The 14,203-nt window shown below is 40.8% G+C and carries 13 protein-coding genes and 1 other annotated feature; of the genes, 1 reads left to right on the forward strand and 12 read right to left on the reverse strand.

Features of this window, described 5'->3' with window-relative positions; genetic code table 11:
* Window positions 1–29 precede the first annotated feature (29 nt).
* The 12 genes from greA to recD2 form a co-directional block, all read right to left on the reverse strand.
* Window positions 30–521 carry a transcription elongation factor GreA gene (gene greA / locus R6U77_RS17310; RefSeq protein ID WP_293920939.1) on the reverse strand — a complete coding sequence of 164 codons (492 nt, stop codon included), beginning with the start codon at window positions 519–521 and terminating at the stop codon, window positions 30–32.
* Between the two features lie 427 nt (window positions 522–948).
* Window positions 949–1,584 carry a uridine kinase gene (gene udk, locus R6U77_RS17315; RefSeq protein ID WP_293920940.1) on the reverse strand — a complete coding sequence of 212 codons (636 nt, stop codon included), beginning with the start codon at window positions 1,582–1,584 and terminating at the stop codon, window positions 949–951.
* Window positions 1,585–2,862, reverse strand: coding sequence for a peptidase U32 family protein (locus R6U77_RS17320; protein ID WP_293920941.1), 1,278 nt, complete (start codon window positions 2,860–2,862; stop codon window positions 1,585–1,587).
* A gap of 16 nt (window positions 2,863–2,878) precedes the next feature.
* Window positions 2,879–3,811: a peptidase U32 family protein gene (locus tag R6U77_RS17325; RefSeq protein WP_319836599.1), complete on the reverse strand. Its 933-nt coding sequence runs from the start codon at window positions 3,809–3,811 to the stop codon at window positions 2,879–2,881.
* A gap of 5 nt (window positions 3,812–3,816) precedes the next feature.
* Window positions 3,817–4,449, reverse strand: coding sequence for an O-methyltransferase (locus R6U77_RS17330; protein ID WP_319836600.1), 633 nt, complete (start codon window positions 4,447–4,449; stop codon window positions 3,817–3,819).
* Between the two features lie 189 nt (window positions 4,450–4,638).
* On the reverse strand, window positions 4,639–5,757 hold the full coding sequence (gene mltG, locus R6U77_RS17335; protein WP_293920945.1) for an endolytic transglycosylase MltG: 1,119 nt from the start codon (window positions 5,755–5,757) through the stop codon (window positions 4,639–4,641).
* A gap of 161 nt (window positions 5,758–5,918) precedes the next feature.
* Window positions 5,919–6,434, reverse strand: a complete 516-nt coding sequence (locus R6U77_RS17340) for a DUF1292 domain-containing protein (protein WP_293920947.1) — start codon at window positions 6,432–6,434, stop codon at window positions 5,919–5,921.
* Window positions 6,435–6,505: 71 nt separating this feature from the next.
* Window positions 6,506–6,796: a DUF1292 domain-containing protein gene (locus R6U77_RS17345; RefSeq protein WP_293920948.1), complete on the reverse strand. Its 291-nt coding sequence runs from the start codon at window positions 6,794–6,796 to the stop codon at window positions 6,506–6,508.
* A 319-nt stretch (window positions 6,797–7,115) separates the two neighbouring features.
* Window positions 7,116–7,532, reverse strand: coding sequence for a Holliday junction resolvase RuvX (ruvX, locus tag R6U77_RS17350; protein WP_293920950.1), 417 nt, complete (start codon window positions 7,530–7,532; stop codon window positions 7,116–7,118).
* Complete coding sequence (locus tag R6U77_RS17355) at window positions 7,529–7,801, reverse strand: IreB family regulatory phosphoprotein (RefSeq protein WP_107838770.1); 273 nt, start codon at window positions 7,799–7,801, stop codon at window positions 7,529–7,531. Before R6U77_RS17355 ends, ruvX begins: the two co-directional genes overlap by 4 nt.
* Window positions 7,802–7,884: 83 nt before the next feature.
* The gene (gene alaS, locus R6U77_RS17360; RefSeq protein ID WP_319836601.1) at window positions 7,885–10,545 is read right to left on the reverse strand and encodes an alanine--tRNA ligase; all 2,661 of its coding nucleotides are present in this window, start codon (window positions 10,543–10,545) and stop codon (window positions 7,885–7,887) included.
* 89 nt (window positions 10,546–10,634) lie between these two features.
* Window positions 10,635–10,845: a binding site (T-box leader), on the reverse strand.
* A 38-nt stretch (window positions 10,846–10,883) separates the two neighbouring features.
* Complete coding sequence (recD2, locus tag R6U77_RS17365; protein ID WP_319838393.1) at window positions 10,884–13,265, reverse strand: SF1B family DNA helicase RecD2; 2,382 nt, start codon at window positions 13,263–13,265, stop codon at window positions 10,884–10,886.
* Between the two features lie 164 nt (window positions 13,266–13,429).
* On the opposite strand from recD2, the gene hisA reads away from it, so the two are divergent.
* The gene (gene hisA, locus R6U77_RS17370) at window positions 13,430–14,203 is read left to right on the forward strand and encodes a phosphoribosylformimino-5-aminoimidazole carboxamide ribotide isomerase (RefSeq protein WP_319836602.1); all 774 of its coding nucleotides are present in this window, start codon (window positions 13,430–13,432) and stop codon (window positions 14,201–14,203) included.

The following is a 14,203-nucleotide window of genomic DNA, read 5'->3' on the forward strand; positions in this document are numbered from 1 at the left end:
GGACTTTTATCTTCACTAATCTAGCATGATTAGCTAATTTTTAAAATCTCAACTTCCATGTCCCCGCCAGGTGTTGTTAATTTTACTTTATCGCCAACTTTGTGTCCCATTAATGCTTTTGCGATTGGCGAGTCATTTGAAATAAGTCCCTCTAGTGGATCGGCCTCTGCTGAACCAACGATTGTGTAAGACTCTTCAAAATCAGCACGTTTACCATCAATTAATTCATCAAAAGTAACCGTTTTTCCTAAAGTCACTGTATCAGTTGCAGCAGACTCGTCCTCAGTAATAATTAATGCATTGCGCAGCATTGACTCGATTGTTGAAATACGACCTTCCACGAAGCCTTGCTCTTCCTTCGCTGAATCATACTCTGAGTTTTCTGATAAATCACCAAAGCTACGAGCAATTTTAATGCGCTCTACTACTTCTTTACGCTTTACTGTTTTTAAATGCTCTAATTCTTCCTCTAATTTCGCTTTTCCCGCTAAAGTCATTGGATATTGTTTTTCGTTTGACATAATACTCATTCCTCCATTGTTGTAAAACTGTACGTTTGTATTTGCATATTTTATGCAATCGTTTACTTTTTAGAAATCATACTTCAGCCATCTATTGAAGCCCTATAAAGTGAACCTTCAATCAGTGGGGGTTTTCCTCATCCCCCACTGATTGGTAGTTTCACCAATCGGGTTTTTACAGGCTGTTTGATCCCCTCTTCAACACCTTGATTTTATCTGCTGTTTTGAAGTAGGGGTCTTACAGCCTGTTGATACGGGATAAAGTATGTTGCTAGTAAATGTATGAATGAGCGGGCTTCCGTAGAAGTCGCCCGCCCATTCTATTTGTATACTTCAGTTAATCGGTCTGAAATTACACTAAAAACTGTTTTCTTTATATGCCAACACAGCAAAACTGCATGTTAAATGTAAATACTTCCCTATCATATTATACATTTGATTCAGTTTCAAGAATTGTTTTAATTTTTGTGACCATCAAATCGATTGCCACACCGTTATCGCCACCTTCTGGTACGATGACATCTGCATAACGCTTTGTTGGCTCAATAAACATATTGTGCATCGGACGTACTGCTGTTAAATATTGTTCAATAACAGAATCTGCTGTACGACCACGTTCTTTAATATCGCGCTGCATACGGCGAATAATACGCAAGTCCGCATCTGTATCGACAAATAATTTAATATCCATTAAATCACGTAGTCGCTCATCTTCCAGTACTAAAATACCTTCTAGAATAATGACATCCTTCGGTTCAACGTGAATGACATCACTTGCACGCGTATGCTGTACATAGTCATACACTGGTTTATCAATTGATTGACGCTCAAGTAGCATGTTAATATGTTCAATTAAAAGCTCTGTATCAAATGCTAAAGGATGGTCATAATTCGTTTGTAAACGCTCCTCAAACGTCATATGACTTTGATCTTTATAATAATAGTCTTGCTCAATCACCACAACAGAATGATCTTTAAATACCTCATAAATGGCACGTGTCACACTTGTTTTACCTGAACAAGAGCCACCAGCGATACCAATAACTACAGGACGCTTTGCCATTTAGTCATTCTCCTTACGCATCATATTTAATTTTGATAATGGACGATCTACTTTAAACTTTAGAATTTGTAATGGATGACGCGCAACGTCTAGCTCATTGCCTTCCTCATCCCAAAGCTGGCCTACTGTCATTTGGAACGTCTCGATATCTGGACCGAAAAATTCCACTGTATCGCCAGGTTTGAAATAATTGCGTTGCTCCATTGTGACCATTTGTGTTTCTGCATCATAATCCAACACAAGTCCAGCAAAATCCCATTTCACTTTGCCTGCATGGAAGCCAAACATTTGCTGCTTGTAGCTCGGCTCGCCTTCAAAGAAAGAGGAAGCTGTTGCACGGTTTGCACAGCGTGATAATTCCTCTAGCCATTCTTTTTTAATCACAAAGTTTTCTGGGTCTGCACAATAAGCATCAATCACTTTACGATAAACAGATACAACTGTTGCTACATAGTGAATGGATTTCATACGCCCTTCAATTTTTAATGAATCGATACCTAGCTCAATCATATGTGGAATCGATTCAATCAATTTTAAATCTTTTGGACTCATCGCAAACGGTGCTTCGCCTTCTTGCGTTAACGCCTTTTCCTCTCCATCGACCTGCTCGTATAAATCATAATCCCAACGGCAAGATTGACAGCAACCACCCCGATTGGAGTCGCGTGCCGTCATATGGTTCGACAGCGTACAGCGTCCTGAATAGGCAATACACATTGCACCATGCACGAAGGCTTCAATTTCAATATCGACTTCGTCCTTCATTTTTTGCATTTCCACTGCGCCAACCTCGCGTGCTAATACAACACGATGTAAACCTTCATCCTTCCAATACTGCACAGCCTTCCAGTTCGATAAAGATTGCTGTGTTGAAAGATGGATTTCTAGCTTTGGGGCAACGCGGCGGCACGTTTCAATAATCAGTGGGTCCGCTACGATAATACCACGCACGCCAACACGCTCAATGTCACGCAAATAATCTTCAAGCCCTACCATATTTTCGTTATGGGCAAAAATATTTGTTGTAACATAAATGACAGCGCCATATTTATTCGCAAATTCAACGCCTTCTGCCATTTCCTCAATCGAGAAATTCCCCGCATTTGAACGTAAGCCAAATTCCTGACCACCGATAAAAACAGCATCTGCCCCGTAATGAACAGCTACTTTTAATTTTTCTAAGCTTCCTGCTGGTGCTAATAGTTCTGGCTTTTTTGTAATAACCCGCTTGCCATTTACCACTTCGCTTATTTTATCATTTTGAATTAATTCAAGCATAGTCCGCACTCCTTTCTTAGTAAACTGTTTCCTTATAAATAAAGCCTGTATCTAGTGGGCGTAGCTCTGGTTGAATTTCTTCAATTTTTGCTAATAGCTCGTCCTTCAAATCTTCATACGCATCCTCACCTTGCTCGAAATATGTATCGATTGCTTGGCGGTATAAATTCGTCACTGACACAACATAGTCAAAGCTTTGTAATACGCCATCAAATTTAAGTGAATCAATACCTGCTTCAAAAAGCTCTGTTAACTCATCAATGATGCACATATCGTTTGGCGAGAAAATATGCGTGCCGTTGATATCTTCATAAATTGGATATTTATTTTTACGCTCTTTATCATGTAAAAACATATTTTTCGAGTCTTTGCGCTGCTCAATCTCCATCACTTCATCGCGATATAAGAAATAGTTGCCTAACAGCTTGCGCTTCGATTGGAACATACATGTCATACCGTGCACTTGCACTTCGATTTCATGCTCTGTATTTTCCTTGATTTCAATCACTTCATCAAGAGAAAGCTCACGCGCTAACACCGCACGTTTCGCACCGCGCTCGCCCCAATAATTTACTTGGAACCAGTTTGTTGCGATTGTTTCTGCACTCCAATGTAATGGAATCGTAATACCAAACTCTCTTACTGCCATAACGACTGCTGGGTCACCAAATAATAAAGCATCAACACCGATACGCTGCATTTCTTGCACGTAAGCCTCTAATGCTTCAATACGGTCATTATGGAAAAGTGCATTCACTGCTACATAGACCTTTTTACCCGCTGCATGAATTAAATTTGTCGCTTCCTCTACTTGCGCTACTGTAAATTCACCAGCTAGGCGCAAGCCAAATTGTTGCTCCCCAATAACAAAAGCATCTGCGCCTGCTTCGATTAATGCTTTGACATGCTTGGTAGATTGGGGCGTTACTAATAACTCAGGTTTCTTCACCTTTCTCACCTCTTTAAGCAAATTAATAAACCATCACCAATTGGGAAAAACGCACTCGTATAATCTGGGTGCTGTAGTATCCAATTCGTAAATGTGTGTAAATTGCGAATCATCGTCCGCTTTCTTCTAGGTACTTCCTTCATCTCTAAGTCGGACAAGCCGTGCATATACATATTGTCAATGTACAACACACCACCTGATGGTACAAGTGGTGAATATTTTTCAAAAAACTTTTGATATTGCCCTTTTGCCGCATCAATAAAGACAGCATCAATTGTTGATGGCAAAGACGCAACGTCAACTTCTAACGCATCGCCTTCAATAACTTGAATGCGCTCCGCCACTTCCGAACGTTCAATAAATTTGCGCGCATGTTGTACACGTTCAGCATCGCGCTCGATCGTGACAATTTCACAGTTCGGTAAAGCCATCGCCATGCGCATCGCTGAATAACCTATCGCCGTGCCAATCTCTAAAATTTTCGCTGGATTTTGAATGCGTAACAATTGATTCAATGCATCAATACCAACTAACTGCATAATTGGTACGTGATGTTCCTGTGCAAACCTCTCCATCTCCTGTAGCAACGCATTGCGAGGCTGAATAAAGGATGCGATATACGTATCTGATAATTCCATTGTGTAAAACTCCTTTTTACAAAAAGAAAAAGCGAAACGATGATGTTTACGCCTGTCGCCTATCATGTAAGGAGGACTGTCTAGAAATGTAGGCTTAGCCTATTTTTCTGGACAGCCCTATATTTTATATTTGCTTTAAAAACCACCATCTATAATAGCACGAATTTCGACAGAATGCGAATAATGTTTTTAGCGTAAATATTGTTCGATATTCGCTAAATGCTCATCATACGTTTTCGCAAAGTGGTTTGTACCCTCTTTATCTGCTAAGAAATATAAATAATCCGTTTGCGAAGGATTTAATGCGGCTTCAATTGATACTTTCCCTGCCCCAGCAATCGGACCTGGTGGCAGTCCCGTATTTTTATACGTATTGTATGGGTTGTCCACTTCTAAATCCTCATATAATACGCGATCTTTATGTGAGCCAAGTGAATACAGCACAGTTGGGTCTGTTTGCAATGGCATATCAATCGATAAACGATTGTAAAATACGCTCGCAATCGTTTCACGGTCTGTTTGTGCCGTTGCCTCTTCCTCAAGCAATGAGGCAAATGTCAGCAGCTCATGGGCCGTCATTTCCTTTTCATCTATTATTGAGCGATACTCTGTTACGATATCGTTCGTTGCACTTAACATTGTTTCAATAATAGCTGTTAATGACGGATTCTCCTCATAAAATGGATATGTTGCAGGATATAAATAGCCTTCTAATGCATAGCGAATGTTTTCATTATAGATTTCTTCTGTTAATAAATTCGGATACTGCCCCATTAAGCCTTCAATATATGTAGCATCGGTTACTTTATCCATAAATTGCTGTGCTGTAAAATTCGTATTTTTTTCTATAATTGCTGCGATTTGCTCTAATGTTAAGCCCTCTGGCACCGTCATTGTGAAAACAGGCTCACGGTACACTTTTCCTGTTTTTAAGCTTTCAATAATTTCATCTAGCGTCATCGCCTTCGTTAGCTTGTAATTCCCAGCTTGGAATTGCGATTCATTTTTAAATTTCGCATAGTATTTAAAAATTTGCGCATTTTTCACGACGCCATTTTTCTCTAAAATTTTTGAAATTAATGTGACACCAGACCCCATCGGCACCTCAATCGCAATTTCATCCGTTGCATTTGGATCTACTGGCTTAAGTGCAGAGCTTACATATTTATAACCAGAGTAACCGCCTATTCCTATAACAATGAGTGCAATCAGCACAATGACACTGACAATACGGCGCACAATTTTCACTTCTTTTTTCTTACGTTTCATGTTATCAAACATTTGTTGCTTTTTTGATTCGTTTTCCACGAGGTAGCCCCCTTATTCCACATTAACAGGCAGTCCCGATAGAAAAGCCTATTATTTCTCTTTCATATCATACAAGATAATGCAAGGAGTGACAAATGAAAAAGGAAAACGCTACTCAGCAAAAGTACCGAGTAGCGTTTGTATAATGTGTAAAATAATCTTTATTCTGCAACCTCAGCTAATGAAGCAAGCACTTTTTCAACCATCGCCCACTCTGCCTCTGTTTCAATCGGCAATAGCTCCGATACTTCACCATTTTCACCTGCAATATAAGCAGAGGCGAATACTTCTGAAGGCTCCTCACCTTCTTCATCTATCGCGTAAAATAAATAAGATTTTCCTTCAACATCAAAGCGGTGCAAAATGTGGCAATAAATATCTTCGCCATCTTCGTTTGTTAATGTCATATAGTTTGTTTGGTCATCAGAAAATTCATCAACAAGCGTATTCAACACTTCCTGTACCATTTCCCATTCTGTCTCTGTTTCAAGCGGTGCAAAATCGCTTACTTCACCGTTATCATCTAGTTCACAGCGCAATGCTGAAATTTCAGCATTTTCTTCACCTTCGATTGTGTAAAGAACATAGGAATGCTCCTCTGCATCGAATGTGAAGATGACACGACATACTACTTCCTCGCCCGCTTCATTTAACAGCTTAAAAAATTGTTCATCCATTATGAATTCCTCCTTTGTTTTGTCAAAAGGAAAGCAGAGTTGGCATTGCTGCCTCCCCTGCCTTATTTATCCTATTCTTCGCCGTCAAGCTCATCTTCTAATGCATTTAATACGTCTTCGATTAAATCCCATTCTGCTTCTGTTTCGATTGGCTCTAATTCGCCATCTTCACCGTTTTCAGAAGGTGTAAATGATGAAGCGAAAATTTCTACTTGCCCATCCTCATCCTCTTCTGCACCTACTAAAGCATATAAAACGTATGATTTACCGAATTCTTCTGAATCAAAAGTGTGTAATACCTCACAAAGTTGCTCGTTACCGCTCTCATCAATAATTGTAATATGGCGTTGTTCTTGTTCCACTCTGGTCACCTCTTCATGTTATTTAGGCATTGCCTATTCATTATACAAAATGAACGGGGCTGCCGAAAAGGAAAAGCCTTTTCAGTTACCCCATTTGTGTGTCAAAAATTAAGTAGCTGTCTCGAAATTAAGAAATATCCCAAACAACAGGAAATTCAATCTGCTCTCATTTATATTTTAAAAATGAAAGTAGCCGCTCAGATACTTAGCCAACTCTTCAAAGAACAGCTTCGCTTTTTTGAACGATGAATTCTTTTCTCTAAAAAGCGAATCATCATGTCTGCAAAGTGGTGCGCTAGACCACTTTTTAGGCAAGCCCTTAATTTTTACTATCTAAGTATCCTTGCAAAATCATCACAGCTGCCATTTTGTCAATGACTTGCTTACGCTTTTTACGGCTGACATCCGCCTCGATTAACATACGCTCCGCAGCCATTGTCGTTAATCGTTCGTCCCATAGTGTCACAGGCAGTCCAAACGTTTCCTCTAAGAGAGCTTTATATCGCTCACTCGCCTCACCGCGAGGACCAACAGTATTGTTCATGTTTTTCGGATAGCCAACAACAAACGCTGTTACAGCATATTCCTTTACAAGCTCCTTGATGCGCTCAATTCCAAATTGTTCTTGTGCCTCATCAATTTTCACTGTTTCAATCCCCTGTGCCGTCCAGCCAAGCGCATCGCTAATTGCGACGCCGACCGTTTTCGTGCCGACGTCTAATCCCATAATTCTCATTTTGTCGCCTCGTTATTCTTTCGAATGTAAAATTTCACGAGTTCCTCTAAAATTTCGTCTCGCTCAAGTTTACGGATTAAATTTCGCGCGTCCTGGTGGCGAGGGATGTATGCCGGATCACCAGATAACAAATAACCAACGATTTGATTCGTTGGATTATAGCCCTTTTCCTCTAATGATGCGTATACTGTTAACATCACTTGCTTTACTTCTTGTTCCATTGATTCTTCTGGAAAATTAAATTTCATTGTTTGATCAAACGAACTCAAGACCAGCACCTCGCTTTCAGAAAGTCGGAGATGAAACTTCCTCATCTCCGCTTTTCCTTATTATACTTGATTATTAATATAAGTTAAATGCCTTTTACATAATCATACACAGAATTTAGCGCTTGTTCAAGTTTTGTGCCGTCTTTCGCACCAGCCATCGCCATATCTGGACGACCGCCACCTTTACCGCCACAAGCTTCTGCAACCATTTTAACAATATTTCCAGCATGGTAGCTTCCACCAACTAAATCTTTTGTTACACCTGCGCAAAGCATCACTTTATCACCATCAACAGCACCTAATACGATGACTGCATTGACCATTTTCTCTTTTAAATCATCCATCATTTGACGCAGCTGATTGTTGTCTTTCGCATCAACCTTTGTTGCTAACACTGTCACATCACCAATTTTTTGTGCCGCATCTAAAATTGCACCCGCTTGTGCATTAGCGATTTTTTGTGATAATGATTCGTTTTCGCGCTGCAATTCTTTGTAGTCTGCCTGTAAGCCTGTGATACGTGCTACTAAATCTTTCGGATTTGCTTTAAATTGCGCCGCAGCCTCTATTAAAATTGCTTCCTCTTCCTTCGCAGCTAAATATGCACCTTTACCTGTTACCGCTTCAATACGTCGCGTACCTGCACCAATACCGCCCTCAGATACAATTTTGAAGAAGCCAATTTCAGATGTGCGTGTCACATGAATACCACCACATAGCTCGATTGAATAATTACCTACAGAAACAACACGCACTACATCGCCATACTTCTCACCAAATAGTGCCATTGCGCCCATTGCCTTCGCTTCATCAATCGGCATTTCAGCAATAACAACTTCAATATCTTCCCAAATTTTTTCGTTCACTGCACGTTCAATTTGTGCGAGCTCTTCCTTCGTCACTTGACCAAAATGAGAGAAATCGAAGCGTAAACGATCTGGTCCAACATATGAGCCTGCTTGGTTGACGTGGTCACCTAGAATATCTTTTAATGCACGTTGCATAATATGTGTTGCTGTATGGTTTTTTATAATTAGCTTGCGCTCTTCACGGTCAACTGTTGCTTTTACTGCATCATTTACATGCAATTCGCCTGATTCAATAACCACTGTGTGTAATGGTTGACCATTTGGTGCTTTTTGCACATCTTTCACAAACGCTGTGAAGTTGTCGTTTGAAATATAGCCATGGTCAGCAATTTGACCACCCATTTCCGCATAAAACGGTGTTTCTGCAAGCAATACTAACGCTTCCTGCCCTTCTGAAGCAACCTCAGCCGTTTGCCCCTCGATAACAAGTGCTGTCACCTTTGTTTCAGCCGTTAATGTGTCAAAGCCTACGAAGGTGCTAGGCTCCTTTAAGTTCGCTAACACTTCGCTTTGCACTTGCATTGAATCAACATCTTGACGAGCTGCACGTGCGCGCTCACGTTGCTCCTCCATTGCCACTTCAAAGCCTTCGTGGTCAACTGTCATGCCTACCTCTTCCGCATATTCCTCTGTTAATTCAATTGGGAAACCGTACGTATCATATAGACGGAATGCATCAGCACCTGGAATAAATGTTTCGCCTGCTGCTTTTTGCGCTGCAACAACTTCATTGAAAATCGATAAACCGCCATCCAACGTTTCATGGAAGCGCACTTCTTCATTTTTAATCACACGCTGGATAAACTCTTGTTTCTCTGTTACTTCTGGGTAGAAATCTTGCATAATTGCTCCAACTGTTGGTACTAGCTCAAACATAAACGGCTTTTCAATGCCGATTTGCTTCGCATAGCGTACAGCACGACGTAATAAGCGGCGCAATACATAGCCACGCCCTTCGTTTGATGGTAATGCGCCATCTCCAATCGCAAATGCCACTGTACGAATATGGTCTGCAATCACTTTAAATGGTGTATTAACATCTTCCTGTGAGCCGAAAATTTCTGCTAAATCTACTTCATTTGGACGTTTATAACGACGGTTCGCAAATTCCTCGATTTTTTCAATAATTGGCATAAATAAGTCCGTATCAAAGTTTGTTGGCACATTTTGCACAACTGAAACGATACGCTCTAAGCCCATTCCTGTATCAATATTCTGCTTTGGCAGCGGTGTATACGTATGGTCTGGATTATGGTTAAACTGTGAAAATACAAGGTTCCAAATTTCTAAATAGCGCTCATTTTCACCACCTGGGTACATTTCCTCCTCTGGTGTATTAACACCGTATGCCTCTCCACGGTCATAGAAAATTTCCGAGTTTGGACCAGATGGACCTTCACCGATATCCCAGAAATTGCCCTCTAAACGAATAATACGCTCCTCTGGAATGCCAATTTCATTCAACCAAACATTGTATGCTTCCTCGTCCTCTGGGTGCACTGTAATGGATAGTAGCTCTGGGTCAAAGCCCATCCATTTTTTATCCGTTAAAAACTCCCATGCATAATGAATCGCTTCTTTTTTAAAGTAATCGCCAATAGAGAAGTTGCCTAGCATTTCGAAAAATGTATGATGACGCGCTGTTTTCCCTACATTTTCAATATCATTTGTACGTATTGATTTTTGCGCGTTTGTAATGCGCGGATTTTTTGGAATAATACGGCCATCAAAATATGGCTTTAATGTTGCCACACCTGAGTTAATCCACAATAAAGTAGGGTCATTAATTGGAACAAGTGGTGCAGATGGCTCATGATGATGCCCTTTTTCCTTGAAAAACTCTAAGTACAGTCGTCGAATATCAGTTGCTTTCATAAATAAAATTCCTCCTATGATGTAAAAAATATTGATGGAAATCGTCTAGCTTTACCTTCCCAAAACAAATAAAAAAAGCCTTCATCCCAAAAAGGGACGAAGACATTGTCTCGCGGTACCACCCTAATTTATAAATTGCCTATGACAACTTATATCTCAAGTGCTTGTAACGTAAGCAAACGGCAAGGATTAGTTGCACTCTGGAGTAGCTGTTCAGCATTAATTTATGGAGATTTTTGCAGCCGAGAAATCTCTTTCTAAACATTTATTAAAGCCTACTTGTTCCATCATCGTTTTCATTTATTATGCCTAAATTATATGCAATTGTTTTTAGGCTGTCAATCTTTAAAATCAAATGGCGACACGCCTTCCATGCCAATCAATGGATGAATATACGGAGCGGTTTCCACATTTAAAACAGATGGCATTGATGTTGCACCCTCTCGTTTCATTTCTGTTACTTCAGTTATTTCTTCTTCATCCATCGGGTTTAAGCGTGCTGTTAAGCTTGTGAAGCGCTGCAAATCATCGGTTTTCATTAAGCCTTGTGCAAGTACATCTGGCTCACCGCACAAAATTAAAAAGCTTTTCGCACGTGTAATGCCTGTGTACAGCAAGTTGCGACGTAGCATTTTTGAATAGCCGCGCACAATCGGCATAATTACCGTTTGAAACTCCGAGCCTTGCGATTTATGAATGGAGCAGCAATAGGCTAGCGTTATTTGGTTCAAATCACCACGCTGATACGTCACTTCAATACCGTCATAGGATACAACGAGTAAGTCTTGCTTTTCCACCGTTTCCTTTGCACGAATAATTGCCACAACCTCGCCCATATCGCCATTAAAAACATTGCTGTCAGGCTGATTCACAAGCTGAAGCACTTTATCACCAATGCGATAAACGGTATCACCAAAGGCAAGCTCCTTACGTGTACCATCATTTGGATTGACGAGCTCTTGAATTTGTTTATTTAATGCGTCAATGCCTGCGGGTCCTTTATACATCGGTGCAAGCACTTGAATATCGCGTATCGCCTGCCCTTTCGCTGTCGCACTTTTAACAATTTGTGTCACGACGTTAGCAATTTGCTCTGTCGATGCTTGAATAAAGGAGCGGTCAGCTGTTTTTTGTGTCAATGTAGGCGGCACTGTACCACGCTTAATTTGATGGGCAACCTCAATAATTGTCGAGCCTTCTGCTTGTCTATAAACGTCTGTCAACTCCACTGTTGGCACTTGCTTTGATGCAAGCAAATCCTTCAACACTTGCCCTGGTCCAACAGGTGGCAGCTGGTCTTGATCACCTACGAAAATCACCTGTACATCCTTTGCTAAGCTTTTTAATAGCTGATGCGCGAGCCATGTATCCACCATCGACATTTCATCAATAATAACAAGCCGACCTGTTATTTCACGCTCTGTTTCTTCCTCTTTTTCCTGCCCAGTAAAGCCTAGTAAACGGTGGATCGTCATTGCAGGCAAGCCCGTTGATTCCGCTAATCGCTTCGCTGCACGTCCTGTCGGTGCAGCTAATATAATCGGAAATGGCTCTTCTTTTTTGGCATATGTTTTCGGATCAAGCGACAAACCATGTAGCTCTGCATATACTTCCACAAGCCCTTTGACAACCGTTGTTTTCCCTGTACCAGGGCCACCTGTTAAAATCATCACTGCATTTTGCAGCGCACATTCAATTGCTGCAACTTGGGATGGCGCATACTGCACCTCATAACGCTCCTCTAGCTCTCCAATTGCCTTTAAAATCTCATCCTTTGAAAAATGCGATTGCTTTTTGTTATTCTCGACAAGCTCTAAAATTTTGGACGCAATACCGACCTCACTAAAATAAAGTGAAGGTAAATACATGCGTGTTTCCTCACCACAAATTTTGTTTTCTTCACGCATTTCAATACAGGCCTGTGAAATCGCATCAAACGGGATTTCCACACGTTGGCTTTGCTCTAGCATCGATTTTACTGTCGGTAATACCTGCTCCGCCTCTAAGTAAACATGCCCATCCGACAATGCTGCAACTGTTAAAACATGAAAAATAGCCGCCTTAATTCGATCAGGGTGATTGCCTGTAATACCGAGCTTTGCACCTAAATCATCCGCACGTCCAAAGCCAATCCCTTCTACTTCTTCAATTAAACGATACGGATTTTCCTTTAATAAGGTAACCGTATCTTCACGATATGTTTGGTAAATTTTCATGCCGAGCTGAGGTCCGAAGCCCCATTCATTTAGTTGAATCATGACGCGCTCTAAGCCTAAATTTTGTTCAATCACTTCCATAATCATCTGCTTTTTTTCTTGCGATAATCGCGGAATCACATCAAGGGCATGCGGATCATCCATAATTTTTTTTAACGCATCAACACCAAGCTTTTCCACAATGGTTTCCGCTGTTTTGCGACCAATTCCTGTAAATAAATCGCTCGATAAATAATGAATGACCCCTTGCTCTGTCGCAGGCACTTCCTTTTCAAACGTATCGATTTGAAATTGCACACCATATTTTGGATGTGTCTTCATATTGCCGGTAAATCGATACAGCTCATCCTCTGTCAATGGTGGAAAATAGCCAACAACAATCATTTCCTTCTCTTCATAGGCTAAATTTGTTTCTTGAATTTTCACACGTATAATTGAATACATATTCGTTGCGTTATGAAAAATAGAAACAATTGGGCGCCCTAGTATAAAGCGCTTTTCCATCTCAAATAAATTTAAGTTTTCCAATACTTTGCGCCCCTCCCTTGCTAGTCAATCTTATACCATTATTTTAGCATATTTTATCGTTTCCTCCTATACGAGGTGTGCGTTTGCTTCTCTCAAATGGTATGATAGATATATATTTCTTTGGAAGGACTGTGATTGCGGTGGAATTTCGACCGTGCATTGATTTACACGATGGAAAAGTAAAACAAATTGTTGGCAGCACGCTTGGCTATGCTGACAAAGAAGTCGTTGAAAATTTTGTTTCAGCACATGATGCTGGCTATTTTGCCGGGCTATTCCAGCAAGACCGCTTAACAGGTGGTCATGTCATTATGCTCGGTAACGGCAATGAGGAAGCAGCACTACAAGCCCTGCAAGCATATCCAAATGCACTACAAATTGGCGGTGGTATTAGCGCACAAAATGCAGCAAGTTTTATTGAGGCAGGTGCTTCCCACGTTATTGTTACTTCATTTATTTTCCATGACGGAAAGCTCGACATGGAGCGTTTAAATGCGCTCGTTGCTGCTGTTGGCAAGGAGCATCTTGTCATTGACTTAAGCTGTCGTCAGCGCGATGGCAAGTGGTTTGTCGTGACAGATAAATGGACGAAATTTAGCGATTTTGAAGTAAACGCCACGTCCATTCAAATGATGGAAGGCTATTGTGACGAGCTCTTAATTCATGCGGTCGATGTGGAAGGAAAACGCAGCGGCATGCAGGAAGATTTAGTACGTCAGCTAGCTGAGTGGACAACGCTCCCAACAACCTATGCAGGTGGCGTACGTTCGCTTGATGATTTACAAAAATTCGAAACAATTGCACAAGGCAAGCTACATATTACCATCGGCTCCGCCTTAGATATTTTCGGTGGTGACTTGGCATATACCGATGTTGTACGCTACTGTCAGAAAAAAACAAGGAAGGAAGTTTAG

The sequence above is a fragment of the Lysinibacillus louembei genome (assembly GCF_033880585.1).
Taxonomy (GTDB): Bacteria; Bacillota; Bacilli; order Bacillales_A; family Planococcaceae; genus Metasolibacillus; species Metasolibacillus louembei.

Excerpts from the sequence above, each read along its gene's own strand:
- greA (WP_293920939.1), bottom strand. The coding sequence starts at position 521 with ATGTCAAACGAAAAACAATATCCAATGACTTTAGCGGGAAAAGCGAAA.
- udk (WP_293920940.1), bottom strand. The coding sequence starts at position 1,584 with ATGGCAAAGCGTCCTGTAGTTATTGGTATCGCTGGTGGCTCTTGTTCA.
- R6U77_RS17320 (WP_293920941.1), bottom strand. The coding sequence starts at position 2,862 with ATGCTTGAATTAATTCAAAATGATAAAATAAGCGAAGTGGTAAATGGC.
- R6U77_RS17330 (WP_319836600.1), bottom strand. The coding sequence starts at position 4,449 with ATGGAATTATCAGATACGTATATCGCATCCTTTATTCAGCCTCGCAAT.
- R6U77_RS17340 (WP_293920947.1), bottom strand. The coding sequence starts at position 6,434 with ATGGATGAACAATTTTTTAAGCTGTTAAATGAAGCGGGCGAGGAAGTA.
- ruvX (WP_293920950.1), bottom strand. The coding sequence starts at position 7,532 with ATGAGAATTATGGGATTAGACGTCGGCACGAAAACGGTCGGCGTCGCA.
- alaS (WP_319836601.1), bottom strand. The coding sequence starts at position 10,545 with ATGAAAGCAACTGATATTCGACGACTGTACTTAGAGTTTTTCAAGGAA.
- recD2 (WP_319838393.1), bottom strand. The coding sequence starts at position 13,265 with ATGGAAAAGCGCTTTATACTAGGGCGCCCAATTGTTTCTATTTTTCAT.